This is a genomic window from Streptomyces sp. MNU76 (assembly GCF_020982545.1).
Lineage (GTDB): Bacteria > Actinomycetota > Actinomycetes > Streptomycetales > Streptomycetaceae > Streptomyces.
Map to the genome: position 1 here is coordinate 25,136 of NZ_JAJKLK010000012.1, position 17,457 is coordinate 42,592.

Below are 17,457 nucleotides of genomic sequence, written 5' to 3' on the forward strand. Positions count from 1 at the left end.
CTGCAATGGCCTTGAGTCCGCCACCGGCACGAAATCCAAAGCGCCCGATCCCGACCGTTCGTGGCGGCGATACGGGTGTGCGACAGCGTGGACGTGTTCTGGCGCGGAAGCTCCAACCCGCTCCTCGACGACTCGTAGATCGACACACCAGAGTCGGCAACCTGGGTCTTCGAACTTGAGCGGTGCGTCGGTTCAGGCAGGCTGATTGGCTGTCACGTAGCGTGATGGTCAGTGTTGTTGGGGCCTGGCAGCAGGATGCCCGTGGCCATGAGTGTTCATTTCTGTTCTCTACGCAGACTGATCACCGGAAACCACCGGCTTGGACAACGATACGACGTTGCTGCTCGACCTGGACGGCCTGGCCGTCGTGCGGGTCGAGCAGATGGAGAACGGCATCCGCCGGGTGCACCTGGTCACGACTGACGAGCAAGCGCGCGCCTGCCCCGAGTGCGGGGTGTTCGCCACGAGAGCGAAAGGCTCGGCCATCACCCGGCCGCGCGACCTGCCCTTCGGCGAGCGCGGGCTGGAACTGGTGTGGCGCAAGCGCCGCTGGTACTGCACCGAACCCGCCTGCCCGCGCCGGACGTTCACCGAGCAGGTGAGCCAGGTCCCGGCCGGTGCCCGGATCACCTGCTCGGCTGCGGAACGCAGCGGGCCGGCGTGTGTGCGATGCCGGGTCCACGATCATTCAGGCGGGCCGTGACCTGCATCTTTCCTGGCCGACCGTGATGGACGCCTTCCGCGCCGCCGGGCAGGCGGTGACCGCGGCACCGCTTCAGCCGGTCCAGGTGCTGGGGATCGACGAGACCCGGCGCGGGCGCGCGCAGTGGCGGCAGAACCCGGACACCGGCCGCTGGGAGCTGGCCGCCAACCAGTGCCACACCGGCTCCGTCGATGCCTTCGGCATCCAGGGCCTGCTTGGACAGGTGGAGGGCCGTGCCCCCAGCGACGTCCTGGCCTGGCTGTCCACCACCCCGCTGCAGTGGCGTCGGCAGATCTGCTTCGACGCGATCGACATGTCCACCACCTACCGTGCGGCGATCCGCACGGGCCTGCCGCACGCCACCGTGGTCGTCGACCACTTCCACGTGGTCCAGCTCGCGAACAAGATGCTGAACATCGTCCGCCGCCGCATCACCGCCACCCTGCGCGGTCGGCGCGGCCGGGCCACCGACCCCGAGTGGAAGGCCAGGCGCCGGCTCCTGCGCAACCGCGAGGACCTGACCGACCAGCAGTTCACCAGCATGTGGAACGCACTCATCGATGCCGGAGCCATCGGCATGACCCTGCTGACCGCCTGGATCGCGAAAGAACGGCTGCGTGACCTGCTCGCCGTTGCCCGCACCGGCGCCGACCGGCACTGCATCGGCCAGCTCCGCTTCAAGTTTCTCACCTGGTGCGCCGACTCCGACATCCCCGAAGTCCGCCAGCTCGCCGTCACCGTCGACCGCTGGTGGCCCGAGATAGAGGCGTTCATTGCCACCGGCCACAGCAACGCCAAGAGCGAGGGCATCAACCGCATGATCAATCTCACCGCCTGCGCTGCCCACGGCTTCCGCAATCCCGCCAACCAACGCCTACGCACACGCTGCGTCACCACCCGCCGAGCCCGCGGACACCTCCGCACCGCTCAACTTTGAAGACCCTCATAGCCCCGGATCGTTCTGTTGCCAGGGCACTTCTGTGTGGCATGGGCTGGGCGTCACTCGGTTGGTGTGCAGGGCATGGATTTTAAGTGGATCGAAGATCGGGTGATTGAAGTCCGCGTGGGGATATATCGCCTGAGGTCGAGATTTCCCTCTGTGTCTTCGAGCGCTTTCAAGTCACCTGAAGAAGCCAACCATTATGAAGAACGCTCCGAGTGGGATCCAGAATCCGCCCACAATGCGCAGTGTTTGCGGGGTCGCAGTCCCAACGGTTGGAGTTAGTTGCGCATAGATTCGGAAGGCGCGTTCGGCGCTCTTGGCGATATTGAAAGCGAAGAGAACTCCGAGGGTGAAAAATAGGAGTCCGATGACACCGAAAGACATTTGCTTATTCCTCTTCTTCCCAAAGCGTCCAGCCATCCGCCTGACTGAATCCAGTGGATACTTCGTTTCCCACGCCTAGTCCTATGCCACCCGAGAACGTGGAAACATCTTCTCCCTTTGAGTTGGTCGCCCCAATTGCGTTCTGATGGCTCCCCCAGGCGCCGATTCCGGCATGAAATGAACCACTCTTGTCCCATCCCGTTCCTTTGAGCTGACTGATGTCGTCCGCGTTACTTTTTACTATCCCGACGTTGCCTGACGCGCCGAAGTCCCACCCGGCAGTTGTGGCTGTTTTGGAATACATCAAGTTGATCTGGGAGCGCCCGTCGGGTGTGAGAGTATTCACCAGTGAAACCTCTCCGCCGATGCCTACACCAAATCCAATGGATCCACTCAGGGAAATCCCTTTGGTGTTATTGAAGCCGGTGAATTCTGCAACCCCTTCGATGGTGGTGCCTACAAATTTTGTCCCCACGTCTCCCGGTTGCTTTGAAAATGTATCCACTGCATAGCTGATGCCCCTGATTATGGTCTTCAGGTTTTCTTCTTGGTCTCCCTCTTTTTCCTTCTCTCGTTCGGCCGCGGCTTTCCGTTCTTCTTCTTCCTTCTTGGCCCCTCTTTCGTATGTCTCTATGTCGTCGACAGCAGCCCCGTTGAACTTGTGCCCCTGTCCTAGCGCCTGATCGATCAGGCGTCCGGCCCAGCCCTTAATGCCGACTGCTTCACGCAGGGCGAGCTTTACACCCTGGTCGGCTTGGGCGACGGCCTGCACGGCGGTTTTGATCACTTCCGTCCAAGCGGCTTCGGCTTCCTTGGCCTTCGATACATGGGTAAGGTACTCGGGGTCATGTCGCATAGCGGTGAGCTTGCTGAAGTCGTATGTGGCCTCACCCATGGTGTTGATGTGCATATCGGCATGTTTGGCTTCTACGGCGAGATCCTTCACCCGTCCGACCAGCCGGGAGAACCGCTCATGAGCGTCCCGCAGAATCGAGGCGAGTGCGCGGGCCTCCACCTGGGCATCGGCGAACTGCTTCCGGGTGGCCGCGAACCGGTCTCCAGCTGCTCCCGCGCTGACTCCTATCCAAGTGCCATCGGTGGCGACCCCCTCCACCTTCGCTGCGTAAAGCGACTCCAATTCATCGAAGGCGCCCGCCATATCATCCCAGTCCTTGGCCGCCGTGCGCAGAACGTTGATCCGCACGGTGATCACATCCTGATAGGTGAGCACAATCTTCCCCCGCTGTCATCTGTTATGTTTTCGGGTCACTACCCGCGCGGATTTGCGCTATCTCGCTTTGAATTGCGAGGCCAAGGTACTGGAAGTCCCTTTTGATCCCTGTTAGTGCCTCTCGGTCTCCTTCAAGACGGCTCTTGAGGCTCTTTATCTGGAGCTTCCATTCGCTGTACGCATCCTTGAGGCCGGTGCCGGTTTCCCAGTCTGTGAACTCCCGTGCGGCCGCGCCTGAATTCTCCTCTACATGGCGTCCAGCTTTTTCCATTTCTAGGGGGAGGCCATCGGGCTGCAACAGCTTGATGGCCACCGTCTTGCCCAATGCGTTCGTTTTGAGATCCGCAGTGTTACTCCCACCCCCGTCAGCGGGCAGTAGGTTCAGCTGCATGTTGTTTTCTTGGCGGGCTGCAGCTGCGCCCCGCGCCTGCCCCCACGCTTCGTCGAACGACATTGCTATTTCCCTTCGTGTTGCTCACGGTATCCCGACGTCGTGGCTATGGACACTTGCGAGAGCTATCCCGCGTCGGGTCTGTCTCCGGGGGTTGAGCCGACACGTAATGCTGCGGTGGGCACGGATGAGTGGAACTGCTGGGCGCGGACATCGGTGGTCGCGGACTGGTCAGCAGCGCATCGCTTCGACGGTGAGCTCGGGCAAGGGAAACAGCGACTGCGGTACCGACAATGGCTGCCGCTCCAAGACCTAGACCGATCCAAAGGGCTGTTCTGTAGTCCTCCGGAGCGGACGTGGAGGAGGTAGGCTCTCCGTCCTCCTTGCTTTTACCAGAGGAGCTGGTGGATTTCGATGGCTCAGGGCTCGGGGACACAGAGGCTGCTGCAGTGAGATCGGACAGAGGGTACTCGTCGGCGGGGCCCGGGTCACCAGGGTTCTGCAGCGCGATTCGCGGACGGACCATGCCATAACCGATGGCGTTGTTCCAGGTCCACCTCTTTTCGTTGCCCTTCATCGTGTTGATCAGGACACGCAGAACCTGGTTGTTCGTCCAGGTCGGGTGCTTCGACCAGATGAGGGCGGCGGAGGCCGAGGCGATGGCGGCGGCGCCACTGGTTCCGTCGGACCTGCAGATCTGAGTTCCACCTGCGCAGGCGCTGTACATGTCCTCTCCAGGAGCGGCGACATCAATCTGAGGTCCCCACTGCGAGAAGGAGCTACGTTCGAGCTTCTCGTTGATCGATGCCACAGCAACCACTCCAGGTACGGCCGCTGGGTACCCGACCAGATTGTGCCCATCGCCTTCGTTTCCGGCGGCTGCGAAAATCAACTTACCTTTCCGAAGCGCGTACTTGACGGCAGAAGCAAGTCCCGGCGTATTCGCGTCTTCTTTGAAGCTCCCCCCGGACACATTGATAATTTTCGCCTCAGAATCTGCCGCGTATCTGATCGCTCTAGAAATTTCTGCGGCATAAGTCGATCCGGATTTAATATTCTCGAAGCTCTCACCGTTGGCGAGTGCCATGCGGATGGGGAGGATCTTGGCTCCTGGTGCCAGGCCATATGAGCCATTCAGGGCTCCTCTCCCACCGGTGGCGGCGATAAGCGCGGCAATACTGGTGCCGTGACCGTCGACATCAGTATGTTCGTCACCTGCCAGTCCTGAATAGTCCTCGCCGTCCAGGACCTGGCCTTTGAGGTCGGCCAAGGAATCATCGACACCCGTGTCGATTACAGCGACAGCGACGCCTTGACCGGTGCTTACCTTCCACATCTCTTCGGCATGCATGGCGTCGAGGTGCCACTGCCTCTCGCGGACCGACTCGGCATGAGCGGGGGATTCGGTGAGACCTACCAGCACCAGGCCAAGAGCAGCTGACAGCACCGACAGGGGCCGGAGTGTTCGTTTACCGCTGGAGAACATGTGCCTTCCTGGAAAGGTTGTTTGGCTTCAGTCGACGACCGGTGGAAGGGCGCGGCGCGTGCCACGATTCCACGTCTCCTCGTCCTCGACGAGGTAGTCGGGCCGTTCACCCTGTGGCTGATCTCGACGGGCGTCTGAGGTGTGGGCGTTGTGAGGGACTGATCCAGTGCGGCCGGCGGTCGTACGGTGCGTCTGGTCTGGGGCGCTGGAGCGACCTACCAGACCAGCTCCACCTGGCGTGAACGGGCGAGTGCCGGAGCGATCGGACTGCGCTGGACGACCGCCCATAACCCCGCCGCCTTCAGAGGCAAGGCGTCGGCCTCCGGCTACGCCACTTTGATGGACATTGGGGTTACCCATCGGCGTACCGGGGGCCACACCGCGTCCCATCGGCGTACGGCCCTGTGTGGCGTCGCCGCCGATGACCGTCCCGCGCGGAAGGCCGCCTGTGCGACCGGAAGTGGGTGGCACGGGACGGCCACCCACGATTCCGGTCTCGCGTGGCATGCGAACCCCACCGCCGCTGGCAGGTCCCTGCCCAGGCATAAGAGGAGGCCGTGTGGTCGAAGGAATGCGGCCGGGAATGGACTGGCCCGGTCCCTTTCCTCCGCCGTTGAAGGAGTGAGGAATCGGACTGGGCTGTGTGAGAGGCGCGGTCTCAGCGCGCTGAGCAGGTCCGTTGGCAGGTGGATTGGGCAGACTGGGAGCTGATGAATCGGGAAGCGTGGACAAGCCGTCGATTCCCATCGAGACGGGTCGCGAGCGGTCAGCTGGGTCTTGAGCGTGTCCCTGCGAAACTACTTGAGTAGTGGCATACGGACTGGTACCTCTTCCGCTCCCGGTTTGCGTGAACATGACCGAGTTAGCGCCGGACGCTCCTTGGGAGCTGCCAGGGGATACGTACTCGCGGCTCATCCAGTGGTCGGGACCCAAATGCTCCGCCGGCGGCGAAAACGTAGGCGGCTCCACAGAATTAACCTGCACAGCCGACTGCTGATAAGCCTGCGCCAGCTTCCGCATCTGCTGGGCCGCCTCGTACCGCGCCGCGTCGATCCGCCCCTGTGCCGCCGTCGCGTCGGACTGGGCGGTCTGGGCCAGTTTCTTGGAGTCGGGGTCGTTGCGAGCGCCGGGCTCCTTGGTCGCCGCGAGGGACTTCTCCGCGTTGCGGAGGTCCGCCTGCGCGGCCGTGGTCTCGGAGGTGTCCGGCATGACCGCCTTCGCCTCCGCGATCGCCTGGGAGACGATGCCCATCCACCGGGACGCCACCTCGGCGTACTCCCCGAGGTGGAGCGTCGCGCTCGCCGTCTGCCCGCCCCACTCACGGAAGGTGTCGCCGGCCTCGCCCTGCCATTCCAGGTCCTTGACGTACGTCATGAGGTCGTCGCCGATCTTGGTGATCGTCGAGGCGGCCTTGGAGAGCTTTGCGGCAAGGTCGTAGGCGCTCTCGGAGTTCGCCGAGTTGAGCATGGCCACCAGTTGGGCGTGGGTCATGGACTCGAAGTCGGTGTGCTGGGGCGTGGGTTGCTTCTGCCTGGGCTGCTCGCTCATTACAGGCCCTTCTCCGACTCCGTGACCTCCGCGACCGGCTCGCCCTGCTGTCGGCCCTGCTCCTCGCCCTGCCGTCGGGCATACGGATCACGGTCGGCGTCGTAGTACTTGTCGACCTCCGCGTTGACCTCCCGCATCCGCGCCTTGATGTCCTCGTCCAGGTTCTCGAAGCCCACCCGTGACGCGTGCACGGCCAGTCCCACCCCCTCGATCTGCGCGCTGAGCGCCTTGGAGAGGTTCTCCAACTCGTCGTGGACGATGGCGTACGACTCGTAGAGGAACTGTGCTTCCTTGAAGTCGGCGGACCCCAGATGGGCACGGGAGAGACGGTCCTGACCGACCTTGTCGGGGGAGGCCTCGGACCTGCCCAGCTCGATCAGCAGGTTGTCGACACGCTTCTTGAAGTCCTTCATGGCGTCGTGCTGGATGTCCAACGCCATCTGAGGGTTCACGCCGTACAAGCTGTCGAAGGACTTGCCGGTGTCCGGAGCACCTCCGCCACCGCTGCCGCCCCCGTCCGAACTCACGTCAGCCGCCTCCCCGTTCTCCCCGTTCGCCCATGTCAACCAAGGCTTCAATCAACAGTGTTGGTCACTCTTCATCACTCTAATGGCGTTGCGGAAGCAAGCCCACCTGGATAAGAGGGGCTCCGCGCTTCCGCGAGACGAACGTGCCCCGTCCCGGAGGCATGGGCCTGGCCCGGACGTTGCCGAGGATGTCGCCTTCCATCGGGTCGCCGGACAGGACGAGCCCCTGGGCGCCCAGCTCCTTCACCCGCTGCATGAACGACTCGTACATGGAGCGCGAGGCCCCCGCCGCGTTACGGGCGATGATGAACTTGACGCCCACGTCACGCGCGAAGGGCAGATGCTCGACGAGAGCCGACAGCGGGTTCCCGGAGTTGGTGGCGACCAGCTCGTAGTCGTCGACGATGATGAACAGCTGCGGGCCGCTCCACCAGCTGCGATCGCGCAGCTGCTGCGGCGTGATGTCGGGCTTGGGCGCGCGCATCTCCATGAACTGCCGGATGGCGTCCATGTGGATGTTCATCGCGGATGCCATCGGCGCGTACTCCAGCAAATGTTCCTCGGAGACCGCCTCCAGCATCGTCCTTCGATAGTCGCCGACGACGATCCGGGCCTCCGAGGGCGTGTAGCGCTCGGCGATCTGCTTCGCGATCAGGCGCAGCAGGTTGGTCTTGCCCGACTCGCTCTCTCCGAAGACCAGGAAGAAGGGGTCCGTGTCGAAGTCGATGAAGACCGGTTCGAGGTTGGCCTCGTCGATGCCGATCGCGATGCCGTGCTGCGGGAACTCGAAGCCCTTGGGCAGTTGGTCGGCAGGCAGCCTGCGGGGCAGCAGGCGGACCGTCGGGGCCGCGGGACCCTGCCAGTTGCCCTTGACCGCCTGCACCAGTTGAGCCGTGGCCTCCGACAGGTCGTTCGCGTCGGACGAGGAGTCGATACGCGGCAGCGCCGTCATGAAATGCAGTCTTTCCGGGACCTGACCACGGCCTGGGACACCCGCCGGCACGTTCGCCGCGACCCTGCGGTCGAACTCGGAATCCATGACGTCACCGAGGCGCAGCTCCAGTCGGCCCAGGATCTGGTCCTTGAGCGCGGACCGCACCTCCATGTAGCGCGAGGCGGAGAGGACGACATGGATGCCGTAGCCGAGGCCGCGGCCGGCGATGTCGTGGACGATGCCTTCGAGCCCCTCGTAGTCGCCCTTGAAGTTGCCCCAGCCGTCGATGACCAGGAAGACGTCACCCCACGCTTCGCCGGGCAGCTCGCCGGCCGCACGCCGCCGACGGTACGTGCCGATGGAGTCGATGCCGTTGGCACGGAAGAACTGCTCGCGGCGGTTGAGAATGCCCGCCACCTCCGCGACCGTGCGGCGGACCCGCTCGGGGTCCAGCCTGGAGGCGACCCCGCCGACGTGCGGCAGGTCCGACAGGGACGACAGGCCTCCACCGCCGAAGTCGAGGCAGTAGAACTGCACCTCGTGTGGCGTGTGGGTCACGGCGAAGGAGCCGATCAACGTGCGCAGCAGCGTGGACTTGCCGGACTGGGGGCCACCGACGACCATCATGTGGCCCGCCGCGCCGGAGAAGTCCCGGTAGAGCACCTCGCGCTTCTGCTCGAACGGCTTGTCGATCAGACCGACGGGAACCGTCAACCCGCCCAGTCGCGTGTACTCGGCGGCCTGCAGGCCCCGTTCGGCTGTCGACGCGAGCGACGGCAGCAACTGGTCCAGCGTCGGCGCCCTGTCCAGGGGCGGTAGCCATACCTGATGGGCGGGCACACCCTGGCCCTCCAGACGCTGCACGATGACGTCGAGGACCGTGTCCGCCAAGGCGTCGTCATCCTGGCGCGCGGGAGCTCGAGTCTGTGCGGGGTCCGCGGCCGCGTACGTGATCGGTACGTGGGCCGCGGTGAACAGCGCGGGCCGGCGCTCGATCGGTGTCCGGTCACCGGGGACCTCTGGGCCACCGGAGCGGTACGCACCCGACACGTACGCCGCCTTGAAGCGGGTCATCTCGTCCGTGCCGAACTTCAGATACCCGGAGCCCGGCACGGACGGCAGGTGGTAGGCGTCCGGAACCCCGAGCGCCGCGCGCGACTCCGCGGCCGAGAACGTCCGCAGACCGATCCGGTACGACAGATAGGTGTCCAGACCGCGCAGACGCCCTTCCTCCAGGCGCTGCGAGGCCAGCAGGAGGTGCACACCCAGGGAGCGGCCGATGCGGCCGATCTGGATGAACATGTCGATGAAGTCGGGCTTGGCCGTCAGCAGTTCGCTGAACTCGTCGATCACGAGGACGAGCGAGGCCAGCGGCTCCAGCGGAGCACCTGCGGCCCGCGCCTTCTCGTAGTCGTGGATGTTGGCGTAGTTGCCCGCCGAGCGCAGCAGCTCCTGGCGGCGCTGGAGTTCGCCGCGGATCGCGTCGCCCATGCGGTCGACGAGGGTCAGATCGTCGGAGAGGTTGGTGATGACGGCGGCGACGTGCGGCATCTGGGACATGCCGGCGAAGGTGGCGCCGCCCTTGAAGTCCGCGAGGACGAAGTTCAACGTTTCGGAGGAGTGGGTGACCGCGAGGCCGAGCACCAGCGTGCGCAGCAGCTCCGACTTGCCGGAACCGGTCGCGCCCACACACAGACCGTGCGGGCCCATGCCGTCCTGCGCGGCTTCTTTGAGGTCCAGCATCACGGGTCGGCCGTCCTCGCCGACGCCGATGGGGACCCGCAGGCGCTCCGGCGTCGACCGCGGCCGCCAGGTGCGAGTGACCTCCACGGAGGCGGCGTCGCCGAGGCCCAGCAGATCGGTGAAGTCCAGGTTGGCGAGCAGCGGTTCGTCGTCGTTCCCGCCGCCCATGCGCAGGGGCGCCAGCTGCCGGGCGAGTGCCTCCGCGGCGGGCTGGGACAGCCCGTCGGGGGTGCCCTCGTAGGCGAGAGGGGCACCCGTGTCCAGCCACAGCCGGTCCGGCTGTACGACGATGGAGAGGCCGCCCCGGGGCTGGTCGAGTTCGCCCGGGACCACCTCGATGATCGTCACGCCCTGCAAGCCCTCGGCGGCCGCGAAAGCGGAGGTCGGGGGCACGATTCCGCCGTCGAGGACGACGATGATGTGCGGCTGGTCCAGTACCGGCTGGCCGTCCCGGCTGAAACGCGGGCGGCCTTCGAGGTGGGCTGACAGCAGCTGTTCCAGCTCACCGAGGTCGTCCCCGAACAGCCGCCGGGTGCCTGCGCCGTCGAACTGCCCGGTCAACTGACTGTGCGGCAGCCACTTGGTCCAGTCCCAGCGGTCGACCGCGGCCGGGGCGGCGACGACGGCCAGCAGCAGGTCGTCGGGGGAGTGCAGGGTGGTGAGTTGGGCGACCAGGGCACGCGCCGCGGCCTGGGTACGCTCCGGCTCGCCGGAGACCGTCACGTGGTAGAAGGCCCGCATCGACACCGCGACCGGCAGCCCGTCCAACTGGCCGTGCACGGCGAGGAAACGCTGCATGGCGCCGGCGCACAGGGGCTCGAGTTCGTCTACGGGCGCTGTCTCGGGAGCCACCAGCGGAGAGGCCAGCTGCTGCGGTCCCAGACCGATCCGCGCCTGCCCGAAGTCCGCGTCCCCGACGCGGCGCTCCCACACCCGGCTGCCCTCGGCGACCACGGACCACAACTGTTCGGGAGAGGGGTGCAGATACAGCTGGGCGTCGCGCTGCTTCAAACCGACCCTGCGCACCGTACGCCGGGTCTGCGCGAGGTATTTGAGATAGTCGCGACGTACATCGGCCATTTGCCCCTGCGTACCGCGACGGTGTCGGACGATCTGCGCGATCACCATCGCGGCCGTCGACACGAGCATCACCACACCCATGATCCGCATGAACGGATGGGCGTTCGGGGAGGCGAAATAGAACACCACCGACGAGCCCATGCCGAGCGTCGGCAGGATCTGCATCAGCATGCCCTCCTGCTGACCCCGCGGCAGTTCTGGAGGAGCCTCCAGGCGCAGCTCATCGGTGGGTACTTCGGGCGGCAGGGAACGCGGTGGGCGCTTGATGACGATCTGGCTCACCGGTGCGTCAATCCCCCTACGCGGACAAGCAGTTTCCCACCGGCACCCCCGTGGTGACGGTCGCCCTCCGCTAGGCGGGGATCCTACTTGTCACCCCTGACGACACCTACCGGTAGGGTGACGCCCGCAGCGTGCGCATCCGCGAAGCAGGAGGTCAATCAAGGTGAGTACGACCGCGACGACCGGGTTCTGCCGAGTCACTGTCGTGGCACCCGACAGCCGCATCGACGTTGCCCTCCCGGTGGACATCACCATCGCCGACATCTATCCGGAGATCCTGCGCCTGACGGGCCAGACCCAGCCGGTGGGCACCCCGACGGGCTACCACCTGGTACGCCGGGACGGCGCAGCCCTCGACGGCGCCCGCTCGCTCGCGGAGGAACGGGTCCTCGACGGCGAGGTGCTCAGTCTCCGTCCCTTCGCCGAGTCGCTGCCCCCCGCCGTCCACGACGACGTCTCAGACGCGGTCGCCTCCGCGGTCGTTCGCGACCGCCATCTGTGGAGCGACGACCTGCTGCGCGTCGCCGGGCTGATCGGCGGCGCCCTGCTCCTGCTGCTCGTCGCTTTCGTGCTCTGGTACGCCGACCCGATCCACCACGACATGAGCGGCCTGCCCGGCATCATCGCGGGTGGCCTGGGCGTACTCCTGACCGCCTACGCGGCCGTGCGCGCACGCGTGTACGCCGACCGCGTGGCCGCGGCGGCCGTCGGCCTCGCCGCCCTGCCCCTGCTGTTCCTCGCGGGCTCCGGAATCATCGGCCCGGCTGCCGGAGAGGGGCCGGGCAAACTGCAGTTCATGCTGGGCTGCGTGGCGGTGCTGGTCGCCTCCGTCGCCCTTGTCGCGCTCGCCCCCAGCGGGGACGCGGCGTTCGTGGCCGCTACCTTCGCCGCTGCGGTCGGTACCGTGGCCACCTTCGTGGCGATCCTCGCCGACGCCTCCGCGACCGACATCGCCGCGGTGTGCGCCCCGGTCGCCATCGGTCTGGTTGCCTTCCTGCCCGGCCTGTCGGCACGCTTCGCCCGCCTGCCGATCGGTTACGCCTCCCCGCGCTCCGCCGTGTACGAGGACTTCGACCTCGACCCCTCACAGGGCCAGGACACCGAGCCCCTCGATGCCGAACGCATCGCCGCCCAGGCCCGGCGGGGCCACGAGATGCTGCTGGGCCTCGTCGGCGGCACCTCCGCCGTGGTGGTCGCCTCCGCCGCCGTCCTCGGCTTCGCGGACGACATGTGGGGCAGGCTCCTGGGCCTTGCCGCCGGCCTCGCCATGCTGATCCGAGCCCGCCTGTTCCGCTACACGTCACAGGTGGCCTGCACCCTCCTCGCCGGTGTCGCGGCCCTCGCCCTCCTGCTGATCGGCCTCGCACTCAATCCGTCGGCCGACGCCCTGACCGAGTTCACGCTCCACGCGGACCGGGGAGCCTTGGACCTCCGCACCATCTGGCTCACGGCCGCCCTCACCGCCGGAGCCGCGCTGCTCACCGCGATCGGTCTGATCATTCCCCAGAAGGGGCTCTCCCCCTTCTGGGGCCGTCTCCTCGACATCGCCGAGGCGTTCGTGCTGCTCACTTTGATCCCGCTGTGCCTGGCGGTGCTGGGCGTCCTCACCAAGGTCCGGTCGCTGACCGGCTGAGGGGCACCCCGACGGCCGGCTCAGCGCGTCTCACCAGCCTGGTACCCTGGCTGCGGCCGTTCGTGTTCGCACCCGGGCTCCTTCCAGGGACCCGGAGACCGCGCCGACGGACCCCGTCACCCGAGTCACGGAAGCCCCCCTGAGACGAAGACCAGGGGCACTCGGTGGCATCAATGAGACTCATGAGGAGTATCGCGTGTCGCTCGACGCCGCTACGAAGAAGCAGATCATCAGCGAGTTCGGTACCAAGGAGGGCGACACCGGCTCCCCCGAGGTCCAGGTCGCGATGCTCTCCCGCCGTATCTCGGACCTGACCGAGCACCTCAAGACCCACAAGCACGACCACCACTCCCGCCGTGGTCTGCTGATCCTGGTCGGTCAGCGCCGCCGTCTGCTGCAGTACCTCGCCAAGAAGGACATCCAGCGCTTCCGTACGCTGGTCGACCGCCTCGGCATCCGCCGCGGTGCGGCGGGCGCCAAGTAAGACGCCGTGCAGGGGAGCGGTTCCCGGGAAAAGGGGACCGCTCCTTTTGCTGTACTCGCGGTATTCGGTACTCGGTACTCGCGGTACTGGCCGACTTGCCGTACGCCCTCCACGGCACCCGCCGGATCCCGGCGCGACCTCGCCCGGAGGGGGCTCGCGGCCCCGCCGTGCGCGGGACGTACGGGCGGAAACGTGCGGAGTGTCACCACCCCTTTGTAGTGTGGTAGCACAACGCAAGAGACACGACACCGTGTGAGGACGCCCGGGCACGGGCGACCGCACGCACACCGAACGAGGAGAAGCGCACCTCGCCGCCGCCGGTCCTCGGTAGTGGCCCCCGGGGAATTGCGAACCCCGAGGGCTTCGATCGAAGACCGGCCCGCACCAGACGGCGCGCTTCTCCGCCACCGTCCCCCTGCCACACGGGCGGGATCCGGGACGAAGACGAGGAGAAATCACTAGTGGAGAACGAGACCCACTACGCCGAGGCCGTCATCGACAACGGTTCCTTCGGCACCCGCACCATCCGCTTCGAGACGGGCCGCCTGGCCAAGCAGGCCGCCGGCTCCGCCGTGGCGTACCTGGACGACGACACCATGGTGCTGTCGGCCACCACCGCCTCCAAGAACCCCAAGGACCAGCTCGACTTCTTCCCCCTCACGGTGGACGTCGAGGAGCGGATGTACGCCGCCGGCAAGATCCCCGGCAGCTTCTTCCGCCGCGAGGGCCGTCCCTCCGAGGACGCCATCCTCACCTGCCGCCTCATCGACCGCCCGCTGCGCCCGTCCTTCAAGAAGGGCCTGCGCAACGAGATCCAGGTCGTGGCCACGATCATGGCGCTCAACCCCGACCACCTGTACGACGTCGTGGCGATCAACGCCGCCTCCGCGTCCACGCAGCTGGCCGGTCTGCCCTTCTCCGGCCCGATCGGCGGCGTCCGCGTCGCGCTGATCAACGGCCAGTGGGTGGCCTTCCCGACGCACTCCGAGCTCGAGGACGCCGTCTTCGACATGGTCGTCGCGGGGCGCGCCCTGGAGGACGGCGACGTCGCGATCATGATGGTCGAGGCCGAGGCCACCGAGAAGACCATCCAGCTGGTCAAGGGCGGCGCCGAGGCGCCGACCGAGGAGGTCGTCGCCGCCGGTCTGGACGCCGCGAAGCCCTTCATCAAGGTCCTCTGCAAGGCCCAGGCCGACCTCGCGTCGAAGGCCGCCAAGCCCACCGGCGAGTTCCCGATCTTCCTCGACTACCAGGACGACATCCTGGAGGCCCTCACGGCCGCCGTCCGGGACGAGCTCGCCCAGGCCCTCACCATCGCCGGCAAGCAGGAGCGCGAGTCCGAGCTGGACCGCGTCAAGGCGCTCGCCGCCGAGAAGCTGCTCCCGCAGTTCGAGGGCCGCGAGAAGGAGATCTCCGCCGCGTACCGCTCGCTGACCAAGACCCTGGTCCGTGAGCGTGTCATCAAGGAGAAGAAGCGCATCGACGGCCGTGGCGTGACGGACATCCGTACGCTCGCCGCCGAGGTCGAGGCCATCCCGCGCGTGCACGGCTCCGCCGTGTTCGAGCGTGGCGAGACCCAGATCCTGGGCGTCACCACCCTCAACATGCTCCGCATGGAGCAGCAGCTGGACACGCTGTCGCCGGTGACGCGCAAGCGCTACATGCACAACTACAACTTCCCGCCGTACTCCACCGGCGAGACCGGCCGCGTCGGCTCCCCGAAGCGCCGCGAGATCGGTCACGGCGCCCTCGCCGAGCGAGCCCTCGTCCCGGTCCTGCCGACGCGTGAGGAGTTCCCCTACGCGATCCGCCAGGTCTCCGAGGCGCTCAGCTCGAACGGCTCGACGTCCATGGGCTCGGTCTGCGCCTCCACCATGTCGCTGCTGAACGCCGGTGTGCCGCTGAAGGCCCCCGTCGCCGGCATCGCCATGGGTCTGATCTCCCAGGAGATCGACGGCGAGACGCACTACGTCACCCTCACCGACATCCTCGGTGCGGAGGACGCCTTCGGCGACATGGACTTCAAGGTCGCCGGCACCAAGGAGTTCGTCACGGCCCTCCAGCTCGACACCAAGCTGGACGGCATCCCGGCCTCCGTCCTGGCCGCCGCCCTCAAGCAGGCCCGTGACGCCCGCCTCCACATCCTCGACGTGATGATGGAAGCGATCGACACGCCGGACGAGATGTCCCCGAACGCCCCGCGGATCATCACCGTCAAGATCCCCGTGGACAAGATCGGTGAGGTCATCGGCCCCAAGGGCAAGATGATCAACCAGATCCAGGAGGACACCGGCGCCGAGATCACGATCGAGGACGACGGCACCATCTACATCGGTGCCGCCGACGGCCCGGCCGCCGAGGCCGCCCGCGCCACGATCAACGGCATCGCCAACCCGACCATGCCGGAGGTCGGCGAGCGCTACCTGGGCACCGTCGTGAAGACGACGACCTTCGGCGCGTTCGTGTCGCTGCTCCCGGGCAAGGACGGTCTGCTGCACATCTCGCAGATCCGCAAGCTCGCCGGCGGCAAGCGCGTGGAGAACGTCGAGGACGTCGTCGGCGTGGGCCAGAAGGTCCAGGTCGAGATCGCCGAGATCGACTCCCGCGGCAAGCTCTCCCTCATCCCCGTGATCGAGGGCGAGGAAGGTTCTGAGGACAAGAAGGACGACGGCGACAAGTGACGTCCCGTAGCTCCAAGGCGACGGCCCGCACCTCCACGGAGGCGCGGGCCGTCGCCCGTACCCAAACCCTGATCAAGGGCAGGGACGGCATCGGCACGGTCCGCAAGACCACCCTCCCGGGCGGCCTGCGCATCGTCACCGAGACCCTGCCCTCGGTCCGCTCCGCGACCTTCGGAATCTGGGCGCACGTCGGCTCCCGCGACGAGACACCCGCGCTGAACGGCGCCACCCACTACCTGGAGCACCTGCTCTTCAAGGGCACCGCCCGCCGCAGCGCACTCGACATATCGTCCGCGATCGACGCGGTCGGCGGCGAGATGAACGCGTTCACGGCGAAGGAGTACACCTGCTACTACGCGCGTGTGCTCGACTCCGACCTGCCGCTGGCCATCGACACGGTCTGCGACATGCTCACCGGCTCGCTCATCCGTGAGGAGGACGTCGACGTCGAACGCGGCGCCATCCTCGAGGAGATCGCGATGACCGAGGACGACCCGGGTGACTGCGTGCACGACCTGTTCGCGCACACGATGTTCGGCGACACCCCTCTCGGCCGCCCGGTCCTCGGCACGGTGGACACGGTCAACGCCCTCAGCGCCGACCGCATCCGCCGCTTCTACAAGAAGCACTACGACCCCACCCACCTCGTGGTCGCCTGCGCCGGCAACATCGACCACAACAAGGTCGTACGCCAGGTCCGCGCCGCCTTCGAGAGCGCCGGCGCCCTCACCCGCGTCGACGCCACCCCGATCGCCCCGCGCGAGGGCACCCGGGGCCTGCGCACGGCCGGTCGAGTCGAGCTGATCGGGCGCAAGACCGAGCAGGCGCACGTCGTCCTCGGCATGCCCGGCCTCTCCCGCACCGACGACCGCCGCTGGGCCCTCGGCGTCCTCAACACCGCCCTCGGCGGCGGTATGTCCTCCCGCCTCTTCCAGGAGGTCCGGGAGAAGCGCGGCCTCGCCTACAGCGTGTACTCGTACACCTCCGGCTTCGCCGACTGCGGACTCTTCGGCGTCTACGCCGGCTGCCGCCCGTCCCAGGTCCACGACGTGCTCAAGATCTGTCGCGACGAACTCGACCAGGTCGCCGAGCACGGGCTGCCCGACGAAGAGATCGCACGCGCCATCGGCCAGCTCCGCGGCTCCACGGTCCTGGGCCTGGAGGACACCGGCGCGATCATGAACCGCATCGGCAAGAGCGAGCTGTGCTGGGGCGAGCAGATGTCCGTCGACGAGATGCTGACCCGGATAGCCATGGTGACCCCGGACGAGATCCGTGCCGTGGCCCGCGAGATCCTGGGCCGGCGCCCCTCCCTGTCGGTGATCGGCCCGCTCAAGGACAAACAGGCGTCCCGTCTCCACGAAGCCGTCGCCTGACGCCTGACGTCGTCGCCCGACAACCCCAGTT

12 protein-coding genes are annotated in these 17,457 nt (G+C 66.6%); 6 read left to right on the forward strand and 6 right to left on the reverse strand.

Features of this window, described 5'->3' with window-relative positions:
• Positions 1 to 319 precede the first annotated feature (319 nt).
• Both E4N62_RS25395 and E4N62_RS25400 read left to right on the forward strand, forming a co-directional pair.
• Positions 320 to 703 (forward strand): transposase family protein, encoded by a 384-nt coding sequence (locus E4N62_RS25395; protein WP_230218158.1) that lies wholly within the window; start codon positions 320 to 322, stop codon positions 701 to 703.
• Positions 663 to 1,640, forward strand: a complete 978-nt coding sequence (locus E4N62_RS25400) for a transposase (RefSeq protein ID WP_230218160.1) — start codon at positions 663 to 665, stop codon at positions 1,638 to 1,640. Before E4N62_RS25395 ends, E4N62_RS25400 begins: the two co-directional genes overlap by 41 nt.
• 394 nt (positions 1,641 to 2,034) lie before the next feature.
• Here the strand turns inward: E4N62_RS25400 and E4N62_RS25405 are convergent, their stop codons facing one another.
• The 6 genes from E4N62_RS25405 to eccCa all read right to left on the reverse strand — a co-directional run bounded on the left by E4N62_RS25405 (position 2,035) and on the right by eccCa (position 11,252).
• Positions 2,035 to 3,261 (reverse strand): hypothetical protein, encoded by a 1,227-nt coding sequence (locus E4N62_RS25405; RefSeq protein WP_230218162.1) that lies wholly within the window; start codon positions 3,259 to 3,261, stop codon positions 2,035 to 2,037.
• Positions 3,262 to 3,283: 22 nt separating this feature from the next.
• Entirely contained in the window at positions 3,284 to 3,715 is a 432-nt protein-coding gene (locus E4N62_RS25410; protein WP_230218164.1) for a hypothetical protein, read from the reverse strand.
• Between the two features lie 43 nt (positions 3,716 to 3,758).
• Positions 3,759 to 5,138 (reverse strand): type VII secretion-associated serine protease mycosin, encoded by a 1,380-nt coding sequence (gene mycP / locus E4N62_RS25415; protein WP_230218166.1) that lies wholly within the window; start codon positions 5,136 to 5,138, stop codon positions 3,759 to 3,761.
• Between the two features lie 27 nt (positions 5,139 to 5,165).
• Positions 5,166 to 6,686 carry a hypothetical protein gene (locus tag E4N62_RS25420; RefSeq protein WP_230218176.1) on the reverse strand — a complete coding sequence of 507 codons (1,521 nt, stop codon included), beginning with the start codon at positions 6,684 to 6,686 and terminating at the stop codon, positions 5,166 to 5,168.
• Complete coding sequence (locus E4N62_RS25425) at positions 6,686 to 7,213, reverse strand: hypothetical protein (protein ID WP_230218178.1); 528 nt, start codon at positions 7,211 to 7,213, stop codon at positions 6,686 to 6,688. Before E4N62_RS25425 ends, E4N62_RS25420 begins: the two co-directional genes overlap by 1 nt.
• Before the next feature lie 79 nt (positions 7,214 to 7,292).
• Positions 7,293 to 11,252: a type VII secretion protein EccCa gene (gene eccCa / locus E4N62_RS25430; RefSeq protein ID WP_230218180.1), complete on the reverse strand. Its 3,960-nt coding sequence runs from the start codon at positions 11,250 to 11,252 to the stop codon at positions 7,293 to 7,295.
• Positions 11,253 to 11,415: 163 nt separating this feature from the next.
• Between eccCa and eccD the strand changes: the two genes are divergently transcribed.
• The 4 genes from eccD to E4N62_RS25450 all read left to right on the forward strand — a co-directional run bounded on the left by eccD (position 11,416) and on the right by E4N62_RS25450 (position 17,426).
• Positions 11,416 to 12,885: a type VII secretion integral membrane protein EccD gene (gene eccD / locus E4N62_RS25435; protein ID WP_230218188.1), complete on the forward strand. Its 1,470-nt coding sequence runs from the start codon at positions 11,416 to 11,418 to the stop codon at positions 12,883 to 12,885.
• A 196-nt stretch (positions 12,886 to 13,081) separates the two neighbouring features.
• Positions 13,082 to 13,369, forward strand: coding sequence for a 30S ribosomal protein S15 (gene rpsO, locus E4N62_RS25440; protein WP_033529274.1), 288 nt, complete (start codon positions 13,082 to 13,084; stop codon positions 13,367 to 13,369).
• A gap of 461 nt (positions 13,370 to 13,830) precedes the next feature.
• Complete coding sequence (locus E4N62_RS25445) at positions 13,831 to 16,050, forward strand: polyribonucleotide nucleotidyltransferase (protein WP_184900024.1); 2,220 nt, start codon at positions 13,831 to 13,833, stop codon at positions 16,048 to 16,050.
• Positions 16,047 to 17,426, forward strand: a complete 1,380-nt coding sequence (locus E4N62_RS25450; protein WP_230218197.1) for a pitrilysin family protein — start codon at positions 16,047 to 16,049, stop codon at positions 17,424 to 17,426. Before E4N62_RS25445 ends, E4N62_RS25450 begins: the two co-directional genes overlap by 4 nt.
• The last annotated feature ends 31 nt before the right edge of the window (positions 17,427 to 17,457 follow it).

What these genes read in the sequence shown, in the direction of transcription:
- E4N62_RS25410 (WP_230218164.1), bottom strand. Translation starts at nt 3,715, where the DNA reads ATGTCGTTCGACGAAGCGTGGGGGCAGGCGCGGGGCGCAGCTGCAGCC.
- mycP (WP_230218166.1), bottom strand. Translation starts at nt 5,138, where the DNA reads ATGTTCTCCAGCGGTAAACGAACACTCCGGCCCCTGTCGGTGCTGTCA.
- E4N62_RS25420 (WP_230218176.1), bottom strand. Translation starts at nt 6,686, where the DNA reads ATGAGCGAGCAGCCCAGGCAGAAGCAACCCACGCCCCAGCACACCGAC.